Genomic DNA, 19,730 nt, shown 5'->3' on the forward strand with positions numbered 1-19,730 from the left:
CTCTGCGGTTTTTTGTTATACCCGGGAAATTTTCCCGGTCTGGTGCAGATTCTTGGGCGCAGGGGCCATTGTCACAATTGACCGCAGTATCGAGTTTGCTAGTTCCTTAGTAGCGGTTGCATCTGCTCGCGCTCGTAACGCGGGTACAGGTGGCTGACGCTGCGGATCAGTTCATAGCGGCTCAGGCTGATCGCGGCGAAGCGTTCGGGGATGGGGCTGCGGATCATCTCGGCCATGTCGTTGCCCTTGGCAGCGCCGTCACGCAGCAGTTGATCGAGCCAGGTCAGGTAGTCGCGCATTTGCGTGAAGGGTTGCGCGTCGCTGGCCACCGGGCCATGGCCCGGCACGATCAGGGTCCAGGGCAAGGCTTGCAGGGTGCCGAGGTCGGCCAGCCACACCGCCAGCCCCGGGCTGTTGGGGGTGGTGAGCGCGCGTTGGTAAAACACCATGTCGCCGGCGAACAGCACGCCGGTGCTCTGGTCGAAGATCGCCAGGTCGGCGCCGGTATGGCCGGTGAGCGCGAGCAGGCGCAAGTCGTGGCCGCCGACGCTCAGCACACCGGGTTCCAGCACCTGAGTGGGCAACACCACCTCAGTGCCGCGCATCCAGTCGCCGACCATGCGGTAGAGGTTTTCCGCCATGCCGTCGCCCTGCTCATGCAGCAGCCGCGTGGTCTCGGCCAGGGCGCCGATGGGCACGTCCTTGAAGGCCTGGTTGCCCAGCGCATGGTCGGGGTGATGATGGGTAATCAGCACCTGAATCACCGGCTTGGGGGTGACGCGGGCGATGGCCTCGCGCATGGCTTCGCCGTAGCGCCGCGACGGCCCGGTGTCGATCACCACCACGCCGGCCTCGGTGACGATGAAGGCGGTGTTGACGATATTGCCGCCATTGGCCTTGGCAAAACTGTCAGTGCTGCCTTCGAGTAGCCAGGTGTCGTCGGCGATCAGCCGGGGCTTGAGGGCGTAGTCGAGATCTGCCAGGGCGGGCAAGCTCAGGCCCAGGCACAACAATAGAATCCAGCGCATGCCGCGCTCCTTCTGGTCAGGGGATGGCCGCGTCGAACTCGTTGCCGCTGTTGTCACGCAGCACCAGTCGGGTGGGCCCCGGCGCGTCGATGTCGAAGGCCAGGTTGGGGTTCTCGCTAACCGCCGGGAACAGCTCAAGATCAGCCAGCACTTGGCCGTCCTGGTCGCGCAGTTGCGCATGGTTGATAAAAAACTCGGGGATGCCGCTGACCATGCCGTTGTCCATCGGGTGCGCCACCTGCACACGCACGCGGCTGAACTCACCACGCGGGTAACGGCCGCCGAGCACTTCGCCGATGTGCTCTTCCCAGCCCGGCTGGGTGCGTACCACGCTGGGCGCGGTGCAGCCGCCACCGGCCGCGTCGATCAGGGTCGAACCCACATGCCACAGGCCGTCATCGGTGAGCACCGCCGCACGCAACGGCGTGGCCTGCTCGATACGAATCCGCAGCGACAGCCACGGCAGCACGCCGGCCTTGGGCTGGAAGTCGACGATTTTCGGCAATGGGTTGAGCTCGGCCCAGGCGAGGATTTTCACCACATGGCCGTTGAAGGCGCGGGCGTCGATTTCCAGCGGCACCTGGCGCGCATCTTCGGCGAACGGCGGCGCGAGCAGCTTGACTCGGTCGTCGAACACGAACGGCGCCTGCGCCAGGAACTGCTTGTGATAGAAGTCCCACATCACCGACGGCACCGGGTCGACCTCCACGGCGTGAGCCGCCAGCGGCAGCCAACACGCCAAGATGCAGCTCAGTCGCCAGTTCATCGCCTGCTCCTATTGATACATCTCGGGGACTTCGTACTGCAGGCCGTAACGGGCATAGATGGCTTGCACCGCGCCGTCGCGGATCAGGCCTTCCAGCGCCTCTTCCACCGCGTAGGCCAACTGGCGATTGCTCTCGTGTACCGCCATGCCGATCTCCCAGCGTTGCTTGCCCATGTTCGGGTAGGCGTTTTCGGCGAGGGCCAGTTGCGGGTCGTGGGCTTCATGCACCTGCCAATCGACTTCGCCGCGCATCGCCATCACCGCATCGACCTCACCGGCTTTCATCGCCGCAAATGCCTGGGGGACGTCGGGGTAGTGATGGGTCTTGGCGGCAAGCATGCCGTTGAACACCGAGGTGAGGTAGAACGACGGCACGCTGTCGACTTCGACGCCAATCGGGTGCTGCTCGAACACCGCCACGCTGGCGACCGTGTCCAGGCGCCGACGGTCATAGGCCACCTGCCATTGTTCGTTCTGGTACGGCCCGAACATCACCACATGGCCGTTTTCCAGTTCGCCCTGGTCGTTGCGCTTTTGTGCGTAATCGCGATCGTAGGGCGCGCGCATCATCAGGTCGGCCAGTTGCTGGTTGTGCAACTGGCTGCCGCGCCAGATGTAGTCGCGCAGGTCGTCATCGAGCTTCTCGCCGGCCGGCGCCCAGATCAACTTGAGCTTTACCCCCAGCGCCGTGGCCAAGGCCTGGGCCAGTTCCACATCGACCCCCCGCGCGTTGGCGCCGTCTTCGAAACTGTAGGGGGCGAAGTCCTTGTACACCGCCACCTTGATTTCGCCGTCAGCGATCATCTGGTCATAGCTGCGCACCTGCGCCTGTGCCGACTGGCAACACAGCAGGGCCAGGCCAAGCACATAAGCGAACAGGCGCATGGCTTACTCCTCGACGTGCACGCTGTCCAGGTAGGTGCGCACCGCCCACAAGGCTTCCTGGCTCAGGTAGTCGGCCATTTTGGGCATGTACACGCGGCCGTCACGCACCGCGCCATGGCGCACACGCTCGACGAACCACTCATCACCGGCTTCGCCCACATCGAGCATGCGCAGGTCGGGGGCGATACCACCGGACTTGGCTTCCAGGCCGTGGCAGGCGGCGCAGTTCTGGTTGTAGGCGGACGAGCCGATTTCCACGGCCCGATCGTGTTCCGGTGAGGTGCGGTACGGATTGACCGCCGCCCAGCCGTCTTCGTTGACCGGCACGCCGGCGTCCTTGATCGAAGTCAGGCCCTTGGTTTCCACCGCTTGCGGGACCACGTTGCCATGCGCCCAAACAGAGCCGGCGCCGAATACACCCACCAACAGGCCAGCCACGAGCCAGGCATTGTGTTTTGTTGTCATTATTTTTGCCCTCAGGATTGCACGCAAAACCTCATTGCAGAGGCTATGGCAACCATCTTAGAAACCCCGAGGCATGGGCCGTATGCTGCTTTGGTGGCCGCCCTCTCCTCCCTTGGTAGTAGGGCTTGTGGGGCACACCTAAAACAGCGGCGGTCCGGGAAGTCTTCCCGGCCACAGCGGGACTTTTTCCGTATCCGCCCGGCGCCCCGGCGTTCCACCCTGTGCAGGCCAAAACCTCCACTGGGAACTGCAACCATGACAATAAGATCGCTACCCGCCCGCTCACCTTTAAGCCTTGCCGTGCAAGCCTTTATGCTGGTGGGCAGCCTGTCCCTCAGTGCTGCAACCTTCGCAGCCGCCGAGCCTGCCAAATCGACACGCAACGTCACCTGGGAAGACATTGCCAACGACCACCTGACCACCAAGGACGTGCTGCAATACGGCATGGGCACCAACGCCCAGCGCTGGAGCCCGCTGGCCCAGGTCAACGACAAGAACGTGTTCAAACTCACCCCGGCTTGGTCCTATTCCTTTGGCGACGAGAAACAGCGCGGCCAGGAATCCCAGGCCATCGTCAGCGACGGCGTGGTGTACGTCACCGGTTCCTACTCCCGCGTGTTCGCCCTGGATGCAAAGACCGGCAAGCGCCTGTGGACCTACAACCACCGCCTGCCCGACAACATTCGCCCGTGCTGTGACGTGGTCAACCGTGGTGCGGCGATCTTCGGCGACAAGATCTACTTCGGCACCCTCGACGCGCGCCTGATCGCCCTCGACAAAAACACCGGCAAAGTGGTGTGGAACAAGAAATTCGGCGACCACGCCGCCGGCTACACCATGACCGGCGCCCCGGTGCTGATCAAAGACAAGGTCAGCGGCAAGGTGCTGCTGATCCACGGCAGCTCCGGCGATGAATTCGGCGTGGTCGGCCAGCTGTTTGCCCGCGACCCCGACACCGGTGAAGAAGTGTGGATGCGCCCGTTCGTGGAAGGCCATATGGGCCGCCTCAACGGCAAGGACAGCACCACCACCGGCGACGTCAAGGCCCCTTCGTGGCCGGATGACCCCACCACCGAAACCGGCAAGGTCGAGGCCTGGAGCCACGGTGGCGGCGCGCCTTGGCAGAGCGCAAGCTTCGATGCCGAGACCAACACCATCATCGTCGGCGCCGGCAATCCTGGCCCGTGGAACACCTGGGCACGCACCGCCAAGGACGGCAACCCCCACGACTTCGACAGCCTCTACACCTCGGGCCAGGTTGGCGTCGACCCGAGCACCGGCGAAGTGAAATGGTTCTACCAGCACACCCCGAACGATGCCTGGGACTTCTCCGGCAACAACGAGCTGGTGCTGTTCGACTACAAGGACAAGGACGGCAAAGTGGTCAAGGCCACCGGCCACGCCGACCGCAACGGCTTCTTCTACGTGGTGGACCGCAACAACGGCAAGCTGCAGAACGCCTTCCCGTTTGTCGACAACATCACTTGGGCCAGTCATATCGACCTGAAGACCGGGCGTCCGGTGGAAAACGAAGGCCAGCGTCCGGCCAAGCCATTGCCGGGTGAAACCAAAGGCAAGCCGGTGGAAGTCTCGCCGCCGTTCCTGGGGGGCAAGAACTGGAACCCCATGGCCTACAGCCAGGACACCGGCCTGTTCTACATTCCGGGCAACCAGTGGAAAGAGGAATACTGGACCGAAGAGGTCAACTACAAGAAGGGCTCGGCCTACCTGGGCATGGGTTTCCGCATCAAGCGCATGTATGACGACCACGTCGGCACCCTGCGCGCGATGAACCCGACTACAGGCAAGGTGGTGTGGGAGCACAAGGAAGCCTTGCCACTGTGGGCCGGCGTGTTGGCCACCAAGGGCAACCTGGTGTTTACCGGCACCGGCGACGGATTCTTCAAGGCCTTCGACGCAAAAACCGGCAAGGAGCTGTGGAAGTTCCAGACCGGCAGCGGCATCGTCTCGCCGCCGATCACTTGGGAACAGGATGGCGAACAGTACATCGGCGTGACCGTCGGCTACGGCGGCGCGGTGCCGTTGTGGGGCGGCGACATGGCCGAGCTGACCAAACCGGTGGCGCAAGGCGGGTCCTTCTGGGTGTTCAAGATTCCGAGCTGGGATAACAAAACGGCCCAGAAGTAACCCATCAGAAAATGCCGGGGCCGCGTTTTTCTGTGGTGAGCGGGCTTGCCCCGCGCTCGGCTGCGAAGCAGTCGTAAAACCTGAGCGCACGCAGGTGCTGGAGGAATGCCAGGGCCGCTTCGCAGCCGAGCCCGGGGCAAGCCCGCTCACCACAACAATTCCGCTCAACACAGGATCTCCAGAGGTCTCGCAATGAACTACCTGCCCTTGCTACTCCTGTTATCCCTTACCCCTGGCCCACGCCGACGATGGCGACGACGCCCAGAAGTAACCCGTCAGAAAATGCCGGGCCGCGTTTTTTTGTGGTGAGCGGGCTTGCCCCGCGCTCGGCTGCGCAGCAGTCGTAGAACCTAAGCGCACGCAGGTGCTGGAGGAATGCCAGGGCCGCTTCGCAGCCCAGCGCGGGGCAAGCCCGCTCACCACAACAAGCCCGCTCACCACAGTATCTCCAGAGGTCTCGCAATGAACTACCTGCCCTTGTTACTCCTGTTATCCCTTACCCCTGGCCCACGCCGACGATGGCGACGACGCCCAGAAGTAACCCTTCAGGAAATGCCGGGCCGCGTTTTTTTGTGGTGAGCGGGCTTGCCCCGCGTTCGGCTGCGCAGCAGTCGTAGAACCTGAGCGCACGCAGGTGCTGGAGGAATGCCAGGGCCGCTTCGCAGCCCAGCGCGGGGCAAGCCCGCTCACCATAACAATTCCGCTCACCACAGTATCTCCAGAGGTCTCGCAATGAACTACCTGCCCTTGCTACTCCTGTTATCCCTACCCCTGGTCCACGCCGACGATGGCGACGACGCCCCGTTGATCGTCAACGGCTGCACCATCGCCGAACACAGCCAATGCCCCGGCGCCAACCTCAAGGGCGCCAACCTTCGAAATCAGAACCTGAGCAAAATGAACCTGGCAGGCGCTGACCTGCGCGATGCAGATCTGCGCCATGCCAACCTCGACCTGGCCAACCTGGAAAAGGCCCAGCTGCAAGGCGCCAACCTGACCCGCGCCAGCCTGCAACAAAGCAACCTGCGCCTGGCGGACTTTAGCGGCGCCACGCTGATGGCGATCCAGGGTTGGGGCCTGTTCGCCCAAGGCGCCCGGTTCGAAAACGCCAACCTCAGTGCGGCCTACCTGCAATTTGCGCGGCTGTCAGGGGCCAAAATGCACAAGGCCAACCTGCGTGCGGCCGACCTGGAGATGACCTGGCTGAGCAAGGCCGACTTGCAAGGTGCTGACCTCAGCGACGCCAATCTGCAGGAAGCGAAGTTCGGCGAGAGCAACCTTGAAAACGCCACGCTGACCGGTGCGCGGCAACATTATGGGAATTTTCAGGATGCCAATATGGAGGGCTGCCAGGATTGCCCAACGACCTGGGACCGCTGAAACGACGCCCTTAAAATGTGGGTTTGTGCACACCCAATTATCCAACCACCCGCACCACCCCCATGTCGATTCCCAGGTGCACCAGCTCGGCATGGGAGCTCACCTGCAGTTTGCTCTTGAGCAAGGTCAGGTGATTGGACACGGTCTTGCTGCTGATATTCAGTTGGTCGGCAATCGCTCGGGTGGGCGTGCCCTTGGCCAGCATCAGGAAGATTTCCAGTTCGCGCGGGGTCATGCCCTGCAAGCGTTGATCACTGGGGGTGTAGGCCAGTTCGGTGGCCAGGGCCTGTTCGATATAGGCGTGGCCGTCGAGGATGCGCCGCACGGCTTCAATCAACACCTCGGGCGCCGAGCTTTTGGTCAGGTAACCGGAGGCTCCGGCGTCCAACGCCTGGCGCACCAGCGGCAGCTCGTCGTGCATGCTGAAAAACAGCACGCGCAACTGTGGCAAGCGCTGGCGCAGGCGGCGCGTGGTTTCCAGGCCGCTGATGCCTGGCAGGCCGAAGTCCATGATCACCAGATGCGGCACCGCCTCCTGCACCCGGCTCAGGGCCTCTTCGCCACTGGCCGCTTCGCGTACTTCGACCGCTGGCAGCAGCGCGCGCAGCAGGCTGGCATAGCCTTGGCGCACCACGGCGTGGTCATCCACCAACAGAATATTCATGAGGCCTCCAACGGCATGTTCAACGCCAGCGCCCAACCGCCGCCGGGGTGGCTGATGATCTTTAATTCGCCGCCCAGGCAGCGGGCGCGTTCGGCCATCGAATACAGGCCCACGCCGGGCCGCTGGGGCGTGACTGCACCGCGACCGTTATCACGCACCCACAGGCGCAGACGTGAACCGCGGTGTTGCAGGCGCACGCGCACCTGGCTGGCATCGGCATGCCGCAGGATGTTGGTCAGCGCTTCCTGGAGCAGGCGGTACAGGTGAGTTTTGTTGGCGCCGGACAACGCCGGCAGGTCGGCACTGACCTGCAATTGACAGGGAATCCCATGGCTCGCCTGCCACTGCGTTACCAGCATCGAGAACGCCTCGCCCATCGGCAAATGTTGCAACGCCACCGGGTAGAGGTCGTGGACCAGGGCGCGGAAACCTTGCTGCAAGTGCTCGCAATGATCTTCCAGCAGCCCCACCGTACGGGTCAGCACGTGCGGCTGATCGGCGACCAGCCGCAACAGGCAGGCCTGGGCGCGAATGCCGGCCAGGTATTGGCCGAGGTCATCGTGCAGGGTCTGGGCCAGGTGGGTGCGTTCCTGCTCCTGCACCGCCAGCAGGGTCTGGGTGAGCCGGGTGTTATCGGTGCGCGCCTGCTCCAGGGCGTCGGTCATGCGGTTGAAGTGCAGCGCCAGTTGCCGCGCTTCCGGCGCGCCTTCACCGCGCAGACGCACATTGAGCTGGCCGGCGCACACCTGTTGCAGGGCGCGCAGCAATTCATCGAGCACGCCCATGCCGCGCTGCACGGCCCAGCGAATAGTCAACAGACTCAGGGCCAACGCCAGGGCGCACAGGCCCAACAGTTGTTGCAGGGAATCCCAGACTTCGTCGATTTCATCCCGTGGATCGACGGCGATGGACACGCGCCGACCGTCCGGCAAGTCCAGCACCTGGGCACTGCGTCGCGCCTCGACGAACAGCAGGCGCCCAAGCCAGGCGTCCAGCCCGTCCGAGGCCGGCGCTTGCGCGGTGTCGTCGCTCGCCAGCCAGTGCACGCGTACATGACGCAAACTCGCGGTGAGGTGGGGTTGCAGGCTGGCCGGGTCGCGCTCGGCGGTTTCGCTCAGGTAGTGCACCACCGCTTCGGCCGATTGCAACTCGCGCTCCACATCGGCCAGGGCCTGGTGCAGCAACAGCGCGGTGCAGGCGCAGGTCACCAGGGCGAAGAAGCCGCAGACCCATAGATTGATGCGCCACAACGCCGACATAGCCAACTCCCGAACAACACACTGAAGCGTCATGCTAAGACCGCTTCACGCGCTGCGAGCTACTACCTTGGTACTGCCCCAGCGCTACTTTCTGCATATTTGCAGCGACCTTAAGGCTTTCTATGCTGGCGCTTCCTGTCATGGAGTGCCTTATGCGCCAGCTCGCCCCTTACGCCGTGATCTATCTGCTGGCGATTGCTTGCGCAGCCGGGGTGGCCACCGCCAGCCAGGCCGCCGAGCCCTTGCAGGTGCAGATCGGCTACTTGGGTTATCGGCCCGATCCGGGCCCGCTGCTGTCGAATGTGATTCCCGAACCTGCCGACGCCGGGCAGCGCGGCGCCGAACTGGCGATCATCGACAGCAACAGCACCGGCGTCTTTCTCAACCAGCGCTACAGCCTGACGACCGCCACGGTTGATACGCCGGACGCCCTGCTCGCCGCCGCCCAAGCCCAGCATGCCCAGGGCCTGCGTTTGTTCGTGGTCAACGCCCCCGCCGCGAGCCTTCGCCAACTCAGCGCCGCGTTGCCTGACAGCCTGCTGTTCAATGCCGGCAGCCCGGATGACAGCCTGCGCAGCACCGACTGCCTGGGCAACGTGCTGCATACGCTGCCCAGCCGGGCGATGCTCGCCGATGCGCTGGCGCAGTTCCTGGTCGTCCGTAAATGGCAGAAAGCGTTGTTGATCGTCGGCCCCACCGAGGATGACCAAGCCTACGCCGCCGCCCTGCGCCGCGCCGCCAAACGCTTCGGCGTGCGTCTGGTGGCGGAGAAAGCCTGGCGCTTCGATAACGACCAACGCCGCAGCGCCCAGGCGGATATGCCGCTGTTCACCCAAACCGCCGAATACGACGTGGTGCTGGTGGCCGACGAGCGCGGCGACTTCGGCGAGTACGTGCCCTACCAGACCTGGTACCCGCGCCCCGTCGCCGGCACCCAGGGCCTGACGCCCACCGGTTGGCACAAGACCGTCGAGACCTACGGCGCCGCTCAACTGCAGAAACGCTTCGAGGCCCTGGCCGGACGTTGGATGAACGATCGCGACTTCGCCGCCTGGATGGCCGTGCGCAGCGTCGCCAGTGCAGTGAGCAAGTTGCGTCAGGTCGAGCCCATGGCGATCCGCGATCTGGAAATCAGCGAGCAACTGCCCCTGGATGGCTTCAAGGGCCGCAAGCTCAGTTACCGCGCCTGGAACGGCCAATTGCGCCAACCGATTCCCATCGTGCAACCCCGCGCGTTGGTCAGCACATCGCCCCAGGAAGGCTTCCTGCACCCCACTAACGAAATGGACAGCCTGGGCTATGACAAACCCGAGGTGACCTGCCGCTTCCCTTGATCACCTACCCACAATAATAAGGAATCCGCCATGCGCCGCACCCTGCTCTCATGCGCCCTGCTGCTTGCCGCCGGGCACGCCGTGGCCAGTACCGCCTGGGTCTCCAACGAGAAAGACAACAGCCTGAGCCTGATCGACATGCAGACCCTGCAAGTCACCGACACCCTCAAGGTCGGCCAGCGCCCGCGAGGCTTGCTGCTGTCCCATGACAATAAGCTGCTGTACATCTGCGCCAGCGACTCGGACCGCGTGCAGGTGATGGACGTGGCCACGCGCAAGATCATCAAGGAACTGCCCTCCGGCAAAGACCCCGAGCAGTTCGCCCTGCACCCCAATAACCGCTGGCTGTACGTGTCCAACGAAGACGATGCGCTGGTCACCGTGATCGACACCGAGACCTCCAAGGTGCTCGGCCAGATCAACGTCGGCGTCGAACCCGAAGGCATGGCCGTCAGCCCGGATGGCAAGTGGGCGGTGAACACCAGCGAAACCACCAACATGCTGCACTGGATCGACACCAGCACCCAGACCCTGGCCGACAGCACCCTGGTGGACCAGCGCCCGCGCTTCGTCGAGTTCAACCACGATGGCTCGCAGTTGTGGGCCTCGGCAGAAATCGGCGGCACCGTGACCATCCTCGACGTGGCCAGCCGCGCGATCCTCAAGACCCTGACCTTCAAGATCAAGGGCGTGCACCCGGACAAAGTCCAGCCGGTCGGCATCAAGCTCAGCGCCGACGGCAAATACGGTTTTGTCGCCCTCGGCCCGGCCAACCATGTGGCGGTGATTGATGCCAAGACCTTTGAGATTCTCGACTACCTGTTGGTGGGCCGCCGCGTGTGGCAGATGGCATTTACCCCGGACGAGAAACAGTTGCTCGCCACCAACGGCGTGAGCGGTGATGTGTCGGTGATCGACGTGGACAGCCTCAAGGTGGTCAAGTCGGTGAAAGTCGGGCGTTACCCGTGGGGTGTGGTGGTGACGCCATGAACGCCCTGGAGGTGCGCGACGTGAGCTTCGCCTATGGCGCACGGCAGGCCTTGTGCGAGGTGAGTTTCAGCCTGGCGCCAGGGCGTTTTGCGGCATTGCTGGGGCCCAATGGCGCCGGCAAATCCACCTTGATCGCCCTGCTCACGCGGCTGTATGACCTGCAAAGCGGCGACATTCGCGTGGGCGGTCATTCCCTGCGCGATGCGCCGCGCGCCGCCCTTAAGCAATTGGGCGTGGTATTCCAACAAAGCACCCTGGACCTGGACTTGAGCGTTGAGCAGAACCTGCGCTACCACGCCGCGCTGCACGGTTTGTCGCGGCGCCAGACCGACACACGGGTCGAAGCCGAACTGACGCGTCAGGCCCTCACCGAGCGCCGCCGCGAAAAAGTCCGCGAACTCAACGGCGGGCACCGGCGCCGCGTAGAAATCGCCCGCGCCCTGCTGCACGAACCGCGCGTGCTGTTGCTCGACGAAGCCAGCGTCGGCCTCGACCCGGCCAGCCGCCTGGCGCTGAACCAGCATGTGCGCAGCCTGTGCGCCGAGCACGGCATCAGCGTGCTGTGGACCACTCACTTGCTCGACGAAGTGCAGGCCAACGATGCACTGATGATTCTGCACCAAGGCCGCCTGGTGGCCAGCGGGCAAGTTGATGAGTTGATCCAGCAACAAGGCGGCGACCTGGGCAGTGTGTTCGCCCGATTGACCCGCCCCACTGTGACGGGAGCCGCCGCATGAACGCTTACTGGCAATGCCTGCGCGGCATCGTGCTGCGTGAGTGGCTGCGTTTTGTGTTGCAGCGCACGCGCTTTCTCAGCGCCCTCGTGCGCCCGTTGCTGTGGCTGGTGGTGTTCGCCGCCGGGTTCCGTGCCGCGTTGGGCATCTCGGTGATCGAGCCCTACGACACCTACATCCCCTACGAGGTCTACATCATTCCGGGACTGGCCTGCATGATCCTGCTGTTCAACGGCATGCAGGGCTCGTTGTCGATGGTCTACGACCGCGAGATGGGCAGCATGCGCGTGTTACTGACCAGCCCGTTGCCGCGCACGTTTTTGCTGTGCAGCAAACTGTTGGCCACGGCATTAATCTCGCTGTTGCAGGTATACGGATTCCTGGCGATTGCCTGGGTCTACGGCGTGCAACCGCCAGCCATGGGCCTGTTGACTGCCCTGCCGGCGTTGCTGCTGGTGGCGTTGATGCTCAGTGCATTGGGCCTTCTGCTGTCGAACGCGATTCGCCAATTGGAGAACTTTGCCGGGGTGATGAATTTCGTGATTTTCCCGCTGTTTTTCCTGTCGTCGGCGTTGTACCCGCTGTGGAAAATGCGCGACTCCAGCGAATGGCTGTACTGGCTGTGCGCGGTCAACCCGTTTACCCACGCCGTGGAACTGGTGCGCTTTGCCCTGTATGAACGCTTCGCCGGCCTGGCCCTGGCGGTGTGCCTGGGGTTGACCCTGTTGTTCACGCTGCTGGCGGTGCTGACCTTCAATCCCCAGCATGCCGCACTGCGCAAAAAAGGCTGAAGCCGATAAAACTACTACTTTGGTACTGGTTTTCCTGTCTATCGTCGCATTCCCAAGGGCTCGGGACTCACGTGTAATGCGCGCATAACGATAAGGATTGCCCTGCCATGCTGCACGCCCGACTGCCTCTGTTGGCACTGCTGTGCCTGTTCGTCGCCCACGTCCAGGCCGACACCCCACTGTTTTCCGCCGACGGCTACCGCATCAGCCTGTACCGCAGCCCCACGCCCGACCACCTGCCTGGCGCCACGATTGTCGACACCGCGGCCCTGCAAACCCTGCTCGGCCAAAGCCCGGCGCCGGTGCTGATCGATGTGTACCGCCGCCAATGGCTGCAAGGCCGCTTCATCGAAGACCAGCCCCACGCCAACCTGCCCGGCAGCCACTGGCTGGCCAATACCGGCGACGGCGACCTCACGCCGGAGTGGCAAAGCTATTTCGTGCGCCACCTGTATGCCTACAGCGGCGGCGACCTCACGCGACCGTTGGTCTTCTATTGCCGCTCCGATTGCTGGCTGAGTTGGAACGCGGTAAAACGTGCCGCCAACCTCGGCTATACCTCTGTGTACTGGTATCGCGACGGTCTGGATGCCTGGGAGGCGGCGAAGCTGCCGGTGACGGTCGCCCAACCCGAGCCATTTCAAACATCACAATAAGAAAGGTGAACGGCCATGTACAAAATCCTGATTGCCGACGATCACCCACTGTTTCGCGAAGCGATCCATAACGTCATCAGCGACGGCTTTCCCGGCAGCGAAGTGATGGAAACCGCCGACCTGGACAGCGCCCTGGCGCTGACCCAGGAACACGACGACCTCGACCTGATCCTGCTGGACCTGAACATGCCCGGCATGCACGGCCTCAATGGCCTGATCAACCTGCGCAACGAGGCGCCGACCATTCCGGTGGTGATCGTCTCGGCCGAGCAGGACAAGCAGATCGTGCTGCAAGCCATCACCTATGGCGCCGTGGGTTTTATCACCAAGTCCTCGCCACGCCTGCAAATGACCGAGGCGATCCAGCAGATTCTCAACGGCAACGTGTACCTGCCGCCGGACATCATCCGCACCCAGAAGCCCGGCACCCACCGGCGCCTCAACGAAAACCCCGGCTTCGCCCCCGAACTGCTGCAAGCCCTGACACGCAAGCAATTGCTGGTGCTGGAGCGGATGACCAAGGGCGAGTCGAACAAGCAGATCGCCTACACCCTGGAGATTGCCGAGACCACCGTGAAGGCCCACGTGTCGGCGATCCTGCGCAAGTTGAACGTGCACAACCGGGTGCAGGCGATCCTCAGTGCCGGGGATATCGATTTCGGCTCGTACCTGCGCCGCTGACCCGCCTGACACAACAGTGGTAAATGTGGGAGGGGGCTTGCCCCTGATAGCGGTGGGTCAGTCGGCATCTACTTGACTGAAACACCGCCATCGGGGGCAAGCCCCCTCCCACACTTGATCTACGTTTGTCAGGGCCGACCGAGGGGTGGCTCGTGGCAGTCTTGAGCTTCATCGGCCGTACCTGCGGCGCCAATCTTCCAAACACAACACCGGTCAAATGTGGGAGGGGGCTTGCTCCCGATAGCGGTGGGTCAGTCGACATCTACTTGACTGAAACACCGCCATCGGGGGCAAGCCCCCTCCCACATTGGTTCTCCGTTTGTCAGGGCCGACCGAGGGGTGGCTCGTGGCGGTCTTGAGCATCATTGGCCGTACCTGCGCCGCCAATCCTCCAAACACAACACCGGTCAAATGTGGGAGGGGGCTTGCTCCCGATAGCGGTGTGTCAGTCGGCATCTACTTGGCTGAAACACCGTCATCGGGGGCAAGCCCCCTCCCACACTTGATCTCCGTTTGTCAGGGCCGACCGAGGGGTGGCTCGTGGCAGTCTTGGGCTTCATTGGCCGTACCTGCGCCGCCAATCCTCTAGACACAACACCGGTCAAATGTGGGAGGGGGCTTGCTCCCGATAGCGGTGGGTCAGTCGACATCTACTTGACTGAAACACCGCCATCGGGGGCAAGCCCCCTCCCACACTTGATCTACGTTTGTCAAGGCCGACCGAGGGGTGGCTCGTGGCAGTCTTGAGCTTCATCGGCCGTACCTGCGCCGCCAATCCTCCAAACACAACACCGGTCAAATGTGGGAGGGGGCTTGCTCCCGATAGCGGTGGGTCAGTCGACATCTACTTGACTGAAACACCGCCATCGGGGGCAAGCCCCCTCCCACATTGGTTCTCCGTTTGTCAGGGCCGACCGAGGGGTGGCTCGTGGCGGTCTTGAGCATCATTGGCCGTACCTGCGCCGCCAATCCTCCAAACACAACACCGGTCAAATGTGGGAGGGGGCTTGCTCCCGATAGCGGTGGGTCAGTCGACATCTACTTGGCTGAAACACCGCCATCGGGAGCAAGCCCCCTCCCACACTTGATCTCCGTTTGTCAGGGCCGACCGAGGGGTGGCTCGTGGCAGTCTTGGGCTTCATTGGCCGTAACTGCGCCGCCAATCTTCCAAACACAACACCGGTCAAATGTGGGAGGGGGCTTGCTCCCGATAGCGGTGGATCAGTCGGCATCTACTTGACTGAAACACCGCCATCGGGGGCAAGCCCCCTCCCACACTTGATCTCCGTTTGTCAGGGCCGACCGAGCAGGTGGCTCATGGCGGTCTTGAGTTTCATCGGGCGTACTGGCTTGTGCATCAAGGTGTGCCCCAATTCGCGGATCTGTTGCTTCAACTCATTGCTGTAGTTGGCGGTGATCATCAGCGCCGGGATTGCACTGGCCCGGCGTGCGTTGATGCGTGCCACGGCATCTACACCGTTCTGGTCGTCGTCGAGGTGATAGTCGGCGATCAGCAAGTCGGCTTCGGCATGGTAGTTGTCCACCTGCCGTGCCAAATCCTGTTCCGACAAGGCGGTAATCACCCGGCAGCCCCAGCCTTCCAGCAAGGTGCGCATGCCCGCGCAGATCGCCGCGTCGTTATCCAGCACCCACACCCGTGCGCCTTGCAGGCGTTCGAGCATCGGTTCGCTCATGGCCAGCATCGGCAGTGACTTGGGCGCCGTGGCGCTCAACGGCACCTCCACCGAGAACATCGAGCCCTGGCCCGGCCAGGATTTGACGCTGATGCGATGACCCAGTATCCCCGCGATTTTTTCCACGATCGCCAGCCCCAGGCCCAACCCGCGGTCCTGGTCCGGACGCTGCACATCGCCGCGTTTGAACTCCTGAAAAATCTCCTCCAGCCGCTCCTCGGCAATGCCCATGCCGCTGTCCCACACCTGGATCGACAGGCGCTGGTGCTGGCGGCGACATCCCAGCACCACACGCCCTTTGTAGGTATAGCGAATCGCATTGCTCAGCAGGTTGCGCAGAATCCGCGCCAGCAACTGAATATCACTGCGCACCAGCGCCGAGCAGCCGACAAAATGCAGCTCCAGGCCCTCGCTGCGGGCCAATTCGGTGTATTCGGCTGCCAGGTTGTCGAGCAATTCACTCAGGGCAAACGGCGCGATGTCGGCCTTGATCACCCCGGCATCCAGCTTGGAAATATCCACCAGAGTACCCAGCAGGTTTTCCACGTCTTCCAGGGAATTGCTCACGTTGCGCACCAACTGTTCGCTGGGGCGTTCGAGCAAAGCGCTGGTGAACAATCGCGCGGCGTTCAGCGGTTGCAGCAGGTCGTGGCTGACGGCGGCGAGGAATTTGGTTTTCGACAGGTTAGCCTGTTCGGCTTCGAGCTTGGCTTCGCGCAGGCGGGTTTCCATGCGGCGGCGCTCGTCGATTTCCTTGAGCAACTGGTCGTTAAGCGCAGTGAGTTCCGAGGTCCGCTGGGCGACACGCTGCTCCAGGTGTTGATAGGCCTGATGCAGGGCCTCGGCGGTGCGGCGGCGTTCGGTGATGTCGCGGATCAGCACAAAGATCCCCACCACTTCGCCACTGGCCAGCAGATTGGGTACATAGGAGCGCAGCATGTAGCGCTCCTGGTTATTGATATTGGTCTCGGCGAATTCAAAGGTCACGCTCTCCCCCGCCAAGGCGCGGGCGACGTAGGCGTCCAGGCGCTGGCAGTGCTGTTCGCTGTGGACCTCGCGCAGGCTCTGGCCGAGCATCATGCCGCGCGGCCAGCAGTACCATTCTTCGTAGACTTTGTTGGTGAACTCGTAGACCAGGTCAGCATTCAGGTAGCCGATGAGGGCCGGAACGTGGTCGGTGATCAAGCGAATCCAGCGCTCGCTTTCCTGGGCTTTCTGCGCCGCCACCTGTTCGCCGCGCAGAGTTTCGGCACGCAGCCGGGCGTTGATCAGCAAGTGGTTGCTGGCCTTGAGTTCGGCCATCGCCTGGTTCAGCGCGTCGGTGCGTTCACGCACTTGCTCGGCCAGTACCACCGAATGCTGGAAGGTGGTGTAGGGGTTGTTGCCCTGGGTCACGCCGGACTCGATGCGCTCGATCAGCGCGGCGTTGATCCGCGCCAGCTTGTGGTTGTCCTGTTGCAGTTGGGCAACCTGGGCGAGCAGTTCAGCGCCGGCCTCGGGCAATGGCGACCCCGGTGAAGGTCTGGTTGATATGCATGCCATTGAACTGTTCTCCGTAGGTGTTGAACCCCATCACCCGCTGGTCACGCAGGAAGCCGCCGATCTGTTCCAGATTGTCACTGTCTTCCAGCTCAAGGCGGCGCAGGAAGCAGTCGCAGCCGATGGTCAACAGCAGGTCGCCAAGGCGCGCTTGCAGGCCGTCGAACAGCGTTTGCAGGTTCGGCAGGATCGGCCCGGGCTTCATCACGGTGAGGACGATGCCGTTTTCCACGGCGCAGTAGAAACTCAGGCTCAAGTCGTCGTGCACTTGCTGGATCGCGCGTACGTAATACTGATCGTGGATGCGCACCGCCAGCGGGTGCGCCGCGAACACGCGGTGATCGAGATCGGCGACGGCCACGCCGATATGCCGCGCGTACTCTTCGGCGGCAGGTTCGGCGTTGAGCTCGAAGACCCGGCGCGACGGGCTGTCGGCGCCGGTCACCACCAGCTTTTCACTGCGCGGCAGAATGTGGTGGGTGGTAAACACCTCGAAGTCCAGCCAGGTATTGACCAACACCACCACCGCCGCGCCGCTGTGGAAGGCGCCGTTAAAGTACACGTGGGTGTGGGTGAGGAAGTTGTCGTCGCCGGCCGAACCGCCAAAATGCGGGATGTCGCCAAGCGCGGCGCTGAGGGCCGCGAGCACCACTTCTTCACGGCTGGACAGGCCATCGAGCAGGGTCAGGGCGAACGTGTTGCCCTTGATCGGCGCCAGGGTATTGCTGCGGCAACCGCCGACCAGACGTTCGACCATCTGCTGGGCGTCGATCAGGCTGAAGTGTTCCACCTGATCGATCAGCTCGGTGGCGATGGAAAAGTGCGCGTGGTTAAAGCCCATCGCCGTCACGCAATTGCGGCCGTAGCCCTGGGGCGTGATCTCGCCGGCGCTGGTGCAACCCACCACGCGCACGTTACCGAAGCACTGTTGCAGGGCCTGGCCCAACGCCTGCAAATCGTAGGAGGCCGAACAGAAAAACAGCACAAACCCCAGGTAGGGGTGCAGCAGTTGACGGGCCAACTCCTCAGCCGCCTGCCCGGCGTCGATGGCCTGGGACATGGCGCTGATTACGCCTTCACTGTTATGCATCGTTGGTTCCCCCTCTGAGGCATGAGTGTACGAAGGGCGGGGGGCGGGACCTATGCTACTTGGGTACTGGGTGGGGGGATGCGATGGGATGAGTCTCTCCACTGACCGATCCACCCCATCGGGGCAAAGGTATCTACACCTTGCCTAAAAGCCGACGCATAACGCTGTGATGAGCGGGCTTGCCACGCACTGGGCTGCGCAGCAGCCCCGCGCGGGGCAAGCCCGCTCACCACGAAAGCACTATTTTCCCAGAATGTGTTTTCACCAAAGAGGTGTAGATACCTCTGCCTGTGGGGGGCAAGTCGAATCGTCGCACCGCCCCTCCCCCATTTTTGAATGGCTTACCACGTCAGGACTGCACCTACCGCAAAGGTATCGGTGTCTTCATTCTGCGCACGGGTGTCATGCCCCTTGATCTGGAATTGGTTGTACTCCGCCACCAGCTTCAGGTTGTCGTTCACGTCATGAAACAACGCAATCCCGCGCGTCTCATAATCCGCCCCGCTGCCCACCACGCCGTTGCCGTCGTCCTCTGTCTTGCCGTAGGACAGCGCCAGACGGTTCTTGCCCACTTTGTACGAGCCTTGCACCAGGTAACCGTTACTGTCCACATTGCGCAGGGTGGCTTCCCCGGCATTGTTGGTGAAGAACGGGTTGATGCCCTTGGCCTGGAAGCCCGAACCGGTCAGCGACAAGCCGCCGATTTTCGCCTGTACGCCATAGCCCAGGCCTTTGGACGTCACCGATTCGACGGTGGAGTCGGTGTTGTCCGAAGTCTGGTAGCTGCCATTGAGCCAGCTGTAGATCTTCGCCCCGCCCAGGTCGAACTGGTAGGTGATCTCGCTCTCGGTGCGCGGGTTCTTCTGGTAGGCCTTGCCCAGTGCGCTGCTGTCGTTGGTGTCCACCGGGTCCATGATGCCGACGGCCACGCGCAGGCCGTCCATCATTGGGGTGCGGTAGGTAATCTGCGAGGTGGGGAACGGGTACGGGTAACCGCTGCCGATATTGCCGAACGACACACCGCCGCCGTCCACCAAGCCAAGGCTGTCGCTGACCTGGCCGTAACCGGCGAGCAGTTCATCGAGCAGGATATTGGAGCGGGCGAACAGGCCGAAGTCCTTGCCGATCAGCACTTCGCCCCACTCTGGGTTCGCCACGGTGCCGTAAAACTGGCGCACATCGATGGCGGTGTCGGTGCCGTTGGTTTCGCTGTCGTTGATCGTCACCCAAAACGAGGCGCGGGCGCCGAGCTTGAGGTCGTCGACCTGCTTGCCCATGTTGAAGCCCAAGTAGTTGGGCAGAAAACCCATCTTCACCCGGGATTGGCGGCGGTCGTATTGGTCGCCGGCGCGGTCCACGTCACTGTTGACGTAGAAAGCGTTGATGTAGCCGTCGGTGGAAAAGGTGGTTTCGTCCTTGTCGTACAGCATGATTTCGGCGTCAGCGAACGGGCTGAGGCTAAGGCCGACGATAAAAGCAGGTAACAGACGCAGGGGGAGATTTTTATTGTTATGCATGGCGCGCTCCGCAACGGGGACTTGATGTCGGAGGCGATTATCGAAAAGCGCCAGGCCACGGCCTACGCTGCCTTGGCCGTGGTTTCAGGGTGCTTTGGACGGGCAGCGG

At 62.9% G+C, this 19,730-nt stretch carries 17 protein-coding genes; 8 read left to right on the forward strand and 9 right to left on the reverse strand.

What is annotated here, in order from left to right; all coding sequences use genetic code 11:
- Positions 1-98: 98 nt before the first annotated feature.
- The 4 genes from G9Q84_RS18800 to pedF are packed head-to-tail and all read right to left on the reverse strand — an operon-like array spanning position 99 to position 3,144.
- Complete coding sequence (locus G9Q84_RS18800; RefSeq protein ID WP_181643856.1) at positions 99-1,028, reverse strand: quinoprotein relay system zinc metallohydrolase 1; 930 nt, start codon at positions 1,026-1,028, stop codon at positions 99-101.
- A 16-nt stretch (positions 1,029-1,044) separates the two neighbouring features.
- Positions 1,045-1,794 carry a quinoprotein dehydrogenase-associated SoxYZ-like carrier gene (locus G9Q84_RS18805; protein WP_181643857.1) on the reverse strand — a complete coding sequence of 250 codons (750 nt, stop codon included), beginning with the start codon at positions 1,792-1,794 and terminating at the stop codon, positions 1,045-1,047.
- 9 nt (positions 1,795-1,803) lie between these two features.
- Positions 1,804-2,679 (reverse strand): substrate-binding periplasmic protein, encoded by an 876-nt coding sequence (locus G9Q84_RS18810; protein WP_181643858.1) that lies wholly within the window; start codon positions 2,677-2,679, stop codon positions 1,804-1,806.
- A gap of 3 nt (positions 2,680-2,682) precedes the next feature.
- Positions 2,683-3,144, reverse strand: a complete 462-nt coding sequence (pedF, locus tag G9Q84_RS18815) for a cytochrome c-550 PedF (RefSeq protein ID WP_032889971.1) — start codon at positions 3,142-3,144, stop codon at positions 2,683-2,685.
- 255 nt (positions 3,145-3,399) lie between these two features.
- Here pedF and exaA point away from each other — a divergent pair, with 255 nt between their 5' ends.
- Positions 3,400-5,292 (forward strand): quinoprotein ethanol dehydrogenase, encoded by a 1,893-nt coding sequence (gene exaA, locus G9Q84_RS18820; RefSeq protein WP_032889973.1) that lies wholly within the window; start codon positions 3,400-3,402, stop codon positions 5,290-5,292.
- A 732-nt stretch (positions 5,293-6,024) separates the two neighbouring features.
- On the forward strand, positions 6,025-6,672 hold the full coding sequence (locus G9Q84_RS18825) for a pentapeptide repeat-containing protein (RefSeq protein ID WP_181643859.1): 648 nt from the start codon (positions 6,025-6,027) through the stop codon (positions 6,670-6,672).
- A 37-nt stretch (positions 6,673-6,709) separates the two neighbouring features.
- Here the strand turns inward: G9Q84_RS18825 and G9Q84_RS18830 are convergent, their stop codons facing one another.
- Positions 6,710-7,336, reverse strand: a complete 627-nt coding sequence (locus tag G9Q84_RS18830) for a response regulator transcription factor (protein WP_032889977.1) — start codon at positions 7,334-7,336, stop codon at positions 6,710-6,712.
- Positions 7,333-8,595 carry a sensor histidine kinase gene (locus tag G9Q84_RS18835; protein ID WP_181643860.1) on the reverse strand — a complete coding sequence of 421 codons (1,263 nt, stop codon included), beginning with the start codon at positions 8,593-8,595 and terminating at the stop codon, positions 7,333-7,335. Before G9Q84_RS18835 ends, G9Q84_RS18830 begins: the two co-directional genes overlap by 4 nt.
- 152 nt (positions 8,596-8,747) lie before the next feature.
- Here G9Q84_RS18835 and G9Q84_RS18840 point away from each other — a divergent pair, with 152 nt between their 5' ends.
- The 6 genes from G9Q84_RS18840 to G9Q84_RS18865 all read left to right on the forward strand — a co-directional run bounded on the left by G9Q84_RS18840 (position 8,748) and on the right by G9Q84_RS18865 (position 13,781).
- The gene (locus tag G9Q84_RS18840) at positions 8,748-9,929 is read left to right on the forward strand and encodes an ABC transporter substrate-binding protein (RefSeq protein WP_181643861.1); all 1,182 of its coding nucleotides are present in this window, start codon (positions 8,748-8,750) and stop codon (positions 9,927-9,929) included.
- A gap of 30 nt (positions 9,930-9,959) precedes the next feature.
- Positions 9,960-10,919 carry a YVTN family beta-propeller repeat protein gene (locus G9Q84_RS18845; protein WP_032889983.1) on the forward strand — a complete coding sequence of 320 codons (960 nt, stop codon included), beginning with the start codon at positions 9,960-9,962 and terminating at the stop codon, positions 10,917-10,919.
- On the forward strand, positions 10,916-11,656 hold the full coding sequence (locus G9Q84_RS18850) for an ABC transporter ATP-binding protein (protein WP_122756690.1): 741 nt from the start codon (positions 10,916-10,918) through the stop codon (positions 11,654-11,656). The genes G9Q84_RS18845 and G9Q84_RS18850 overlap by 4 nt, the downstream gene beginning before the upstream one ends.
- Positions 11,653-12,444, forward strand: a complete 792-nt coding sequence (locus G9Q84_RS18855; protein ID WP_099600947.1) for an ABC transporter permease — start codon at positions 11,653-11,655, stop codon at positions 12,442-12,444. Before G9Q84_RS18850 ends, G9Q84_RS18855 begins: the two co-directional genes overlap by 4 nt.
- Before the next feature lie 107 nt (positions 12,445-12,551).
- Positions 12,552-13,100: a PQQ-dependent catabolism-associated CXXCW motif protein gene (locus G9Q84_RS18860; protein ID WP_032889991.1), complete on the forward strand. Its 549-nt coding sequence runs from the start codon at positions 12,552-12,554 to the stop codon at positions 13,098-13,100.
- A 15-nt stretch (positions 13,101-13,115) separates the two neighbouring features.
- Complete coding sequence (locus tag G9Q84_RS18865; protein WP_032889994.1) at positions 13,116-13,781, forward strand: response regulator transcription factor; 666 nt, start codon at positions 13,116-13,118, stop codon at positions 13,779-13,781.
- A 1,292-nt stretch (positions 13,782-15,073) separates the two neighbouring features.
- On the opposite strand, the gene G9Q84_RS18870 is transcribed toward G9Q84_RS18865, so the two are convergent.
- The 3 genes from G9Q84_RS18870 to G9Q84_RS18880 all read right to left on the reverse strand — a co-directional run bounded on the left by G9Q84_RS18870 (position 15,074) and on the right by G9Q84_RS18880 (position 19,621).
- Entirely contained in the window at positions 15,074-17,017 is a 1,944-nt protein-coding gene (locus G9Q84_RS18870; protein ID WP_050442845.1) for a PAS domain-containing hybrid sensor histidine kinase/response regulator, read from the reverse strand.
- The gene (nosP, locus tag G9Q84_RS18875) at positions 16,959-18,104 is read right to left on the reverse strand and encodes a nitric oxide-sensing protein NosP (RefSeq protein ID WP_181643862.1); all 1,146 of its coding nucleotides are present in this window, start codon (positions 18,102-18,104) and stop codon (positions 16,959-16,961) included. Before nosP ends, G9Q84_RS18870 begins: the two co-directional genes overlap by 59 nt.
- Before the next feature lie 341 nt (positions 18,105-18,445).
- Complete coding sequence (locus G9Q84_RS18880; RefSeq protein ID WP_032888121.1) at positions 18,446-19,621, reverse strand: porin; 1,176 nt, start codon at positions 19,619-19,621, stop codon at positions 18,446-18,448.
- Between the last annotated feature and the right edge of the window lie 109 nt (positions 19,622-19,730).

It is taken from the genome of Pseudomonas sivasensis, assembly GCF_013778505.1.
Lineage (GTDB): Bacteria > Pseudomonadota > Gammaproteobacteria > Pseudomonadales > Pseudomonadaceae > Aquipseudomonas > Aquipseudomonas sivasensis.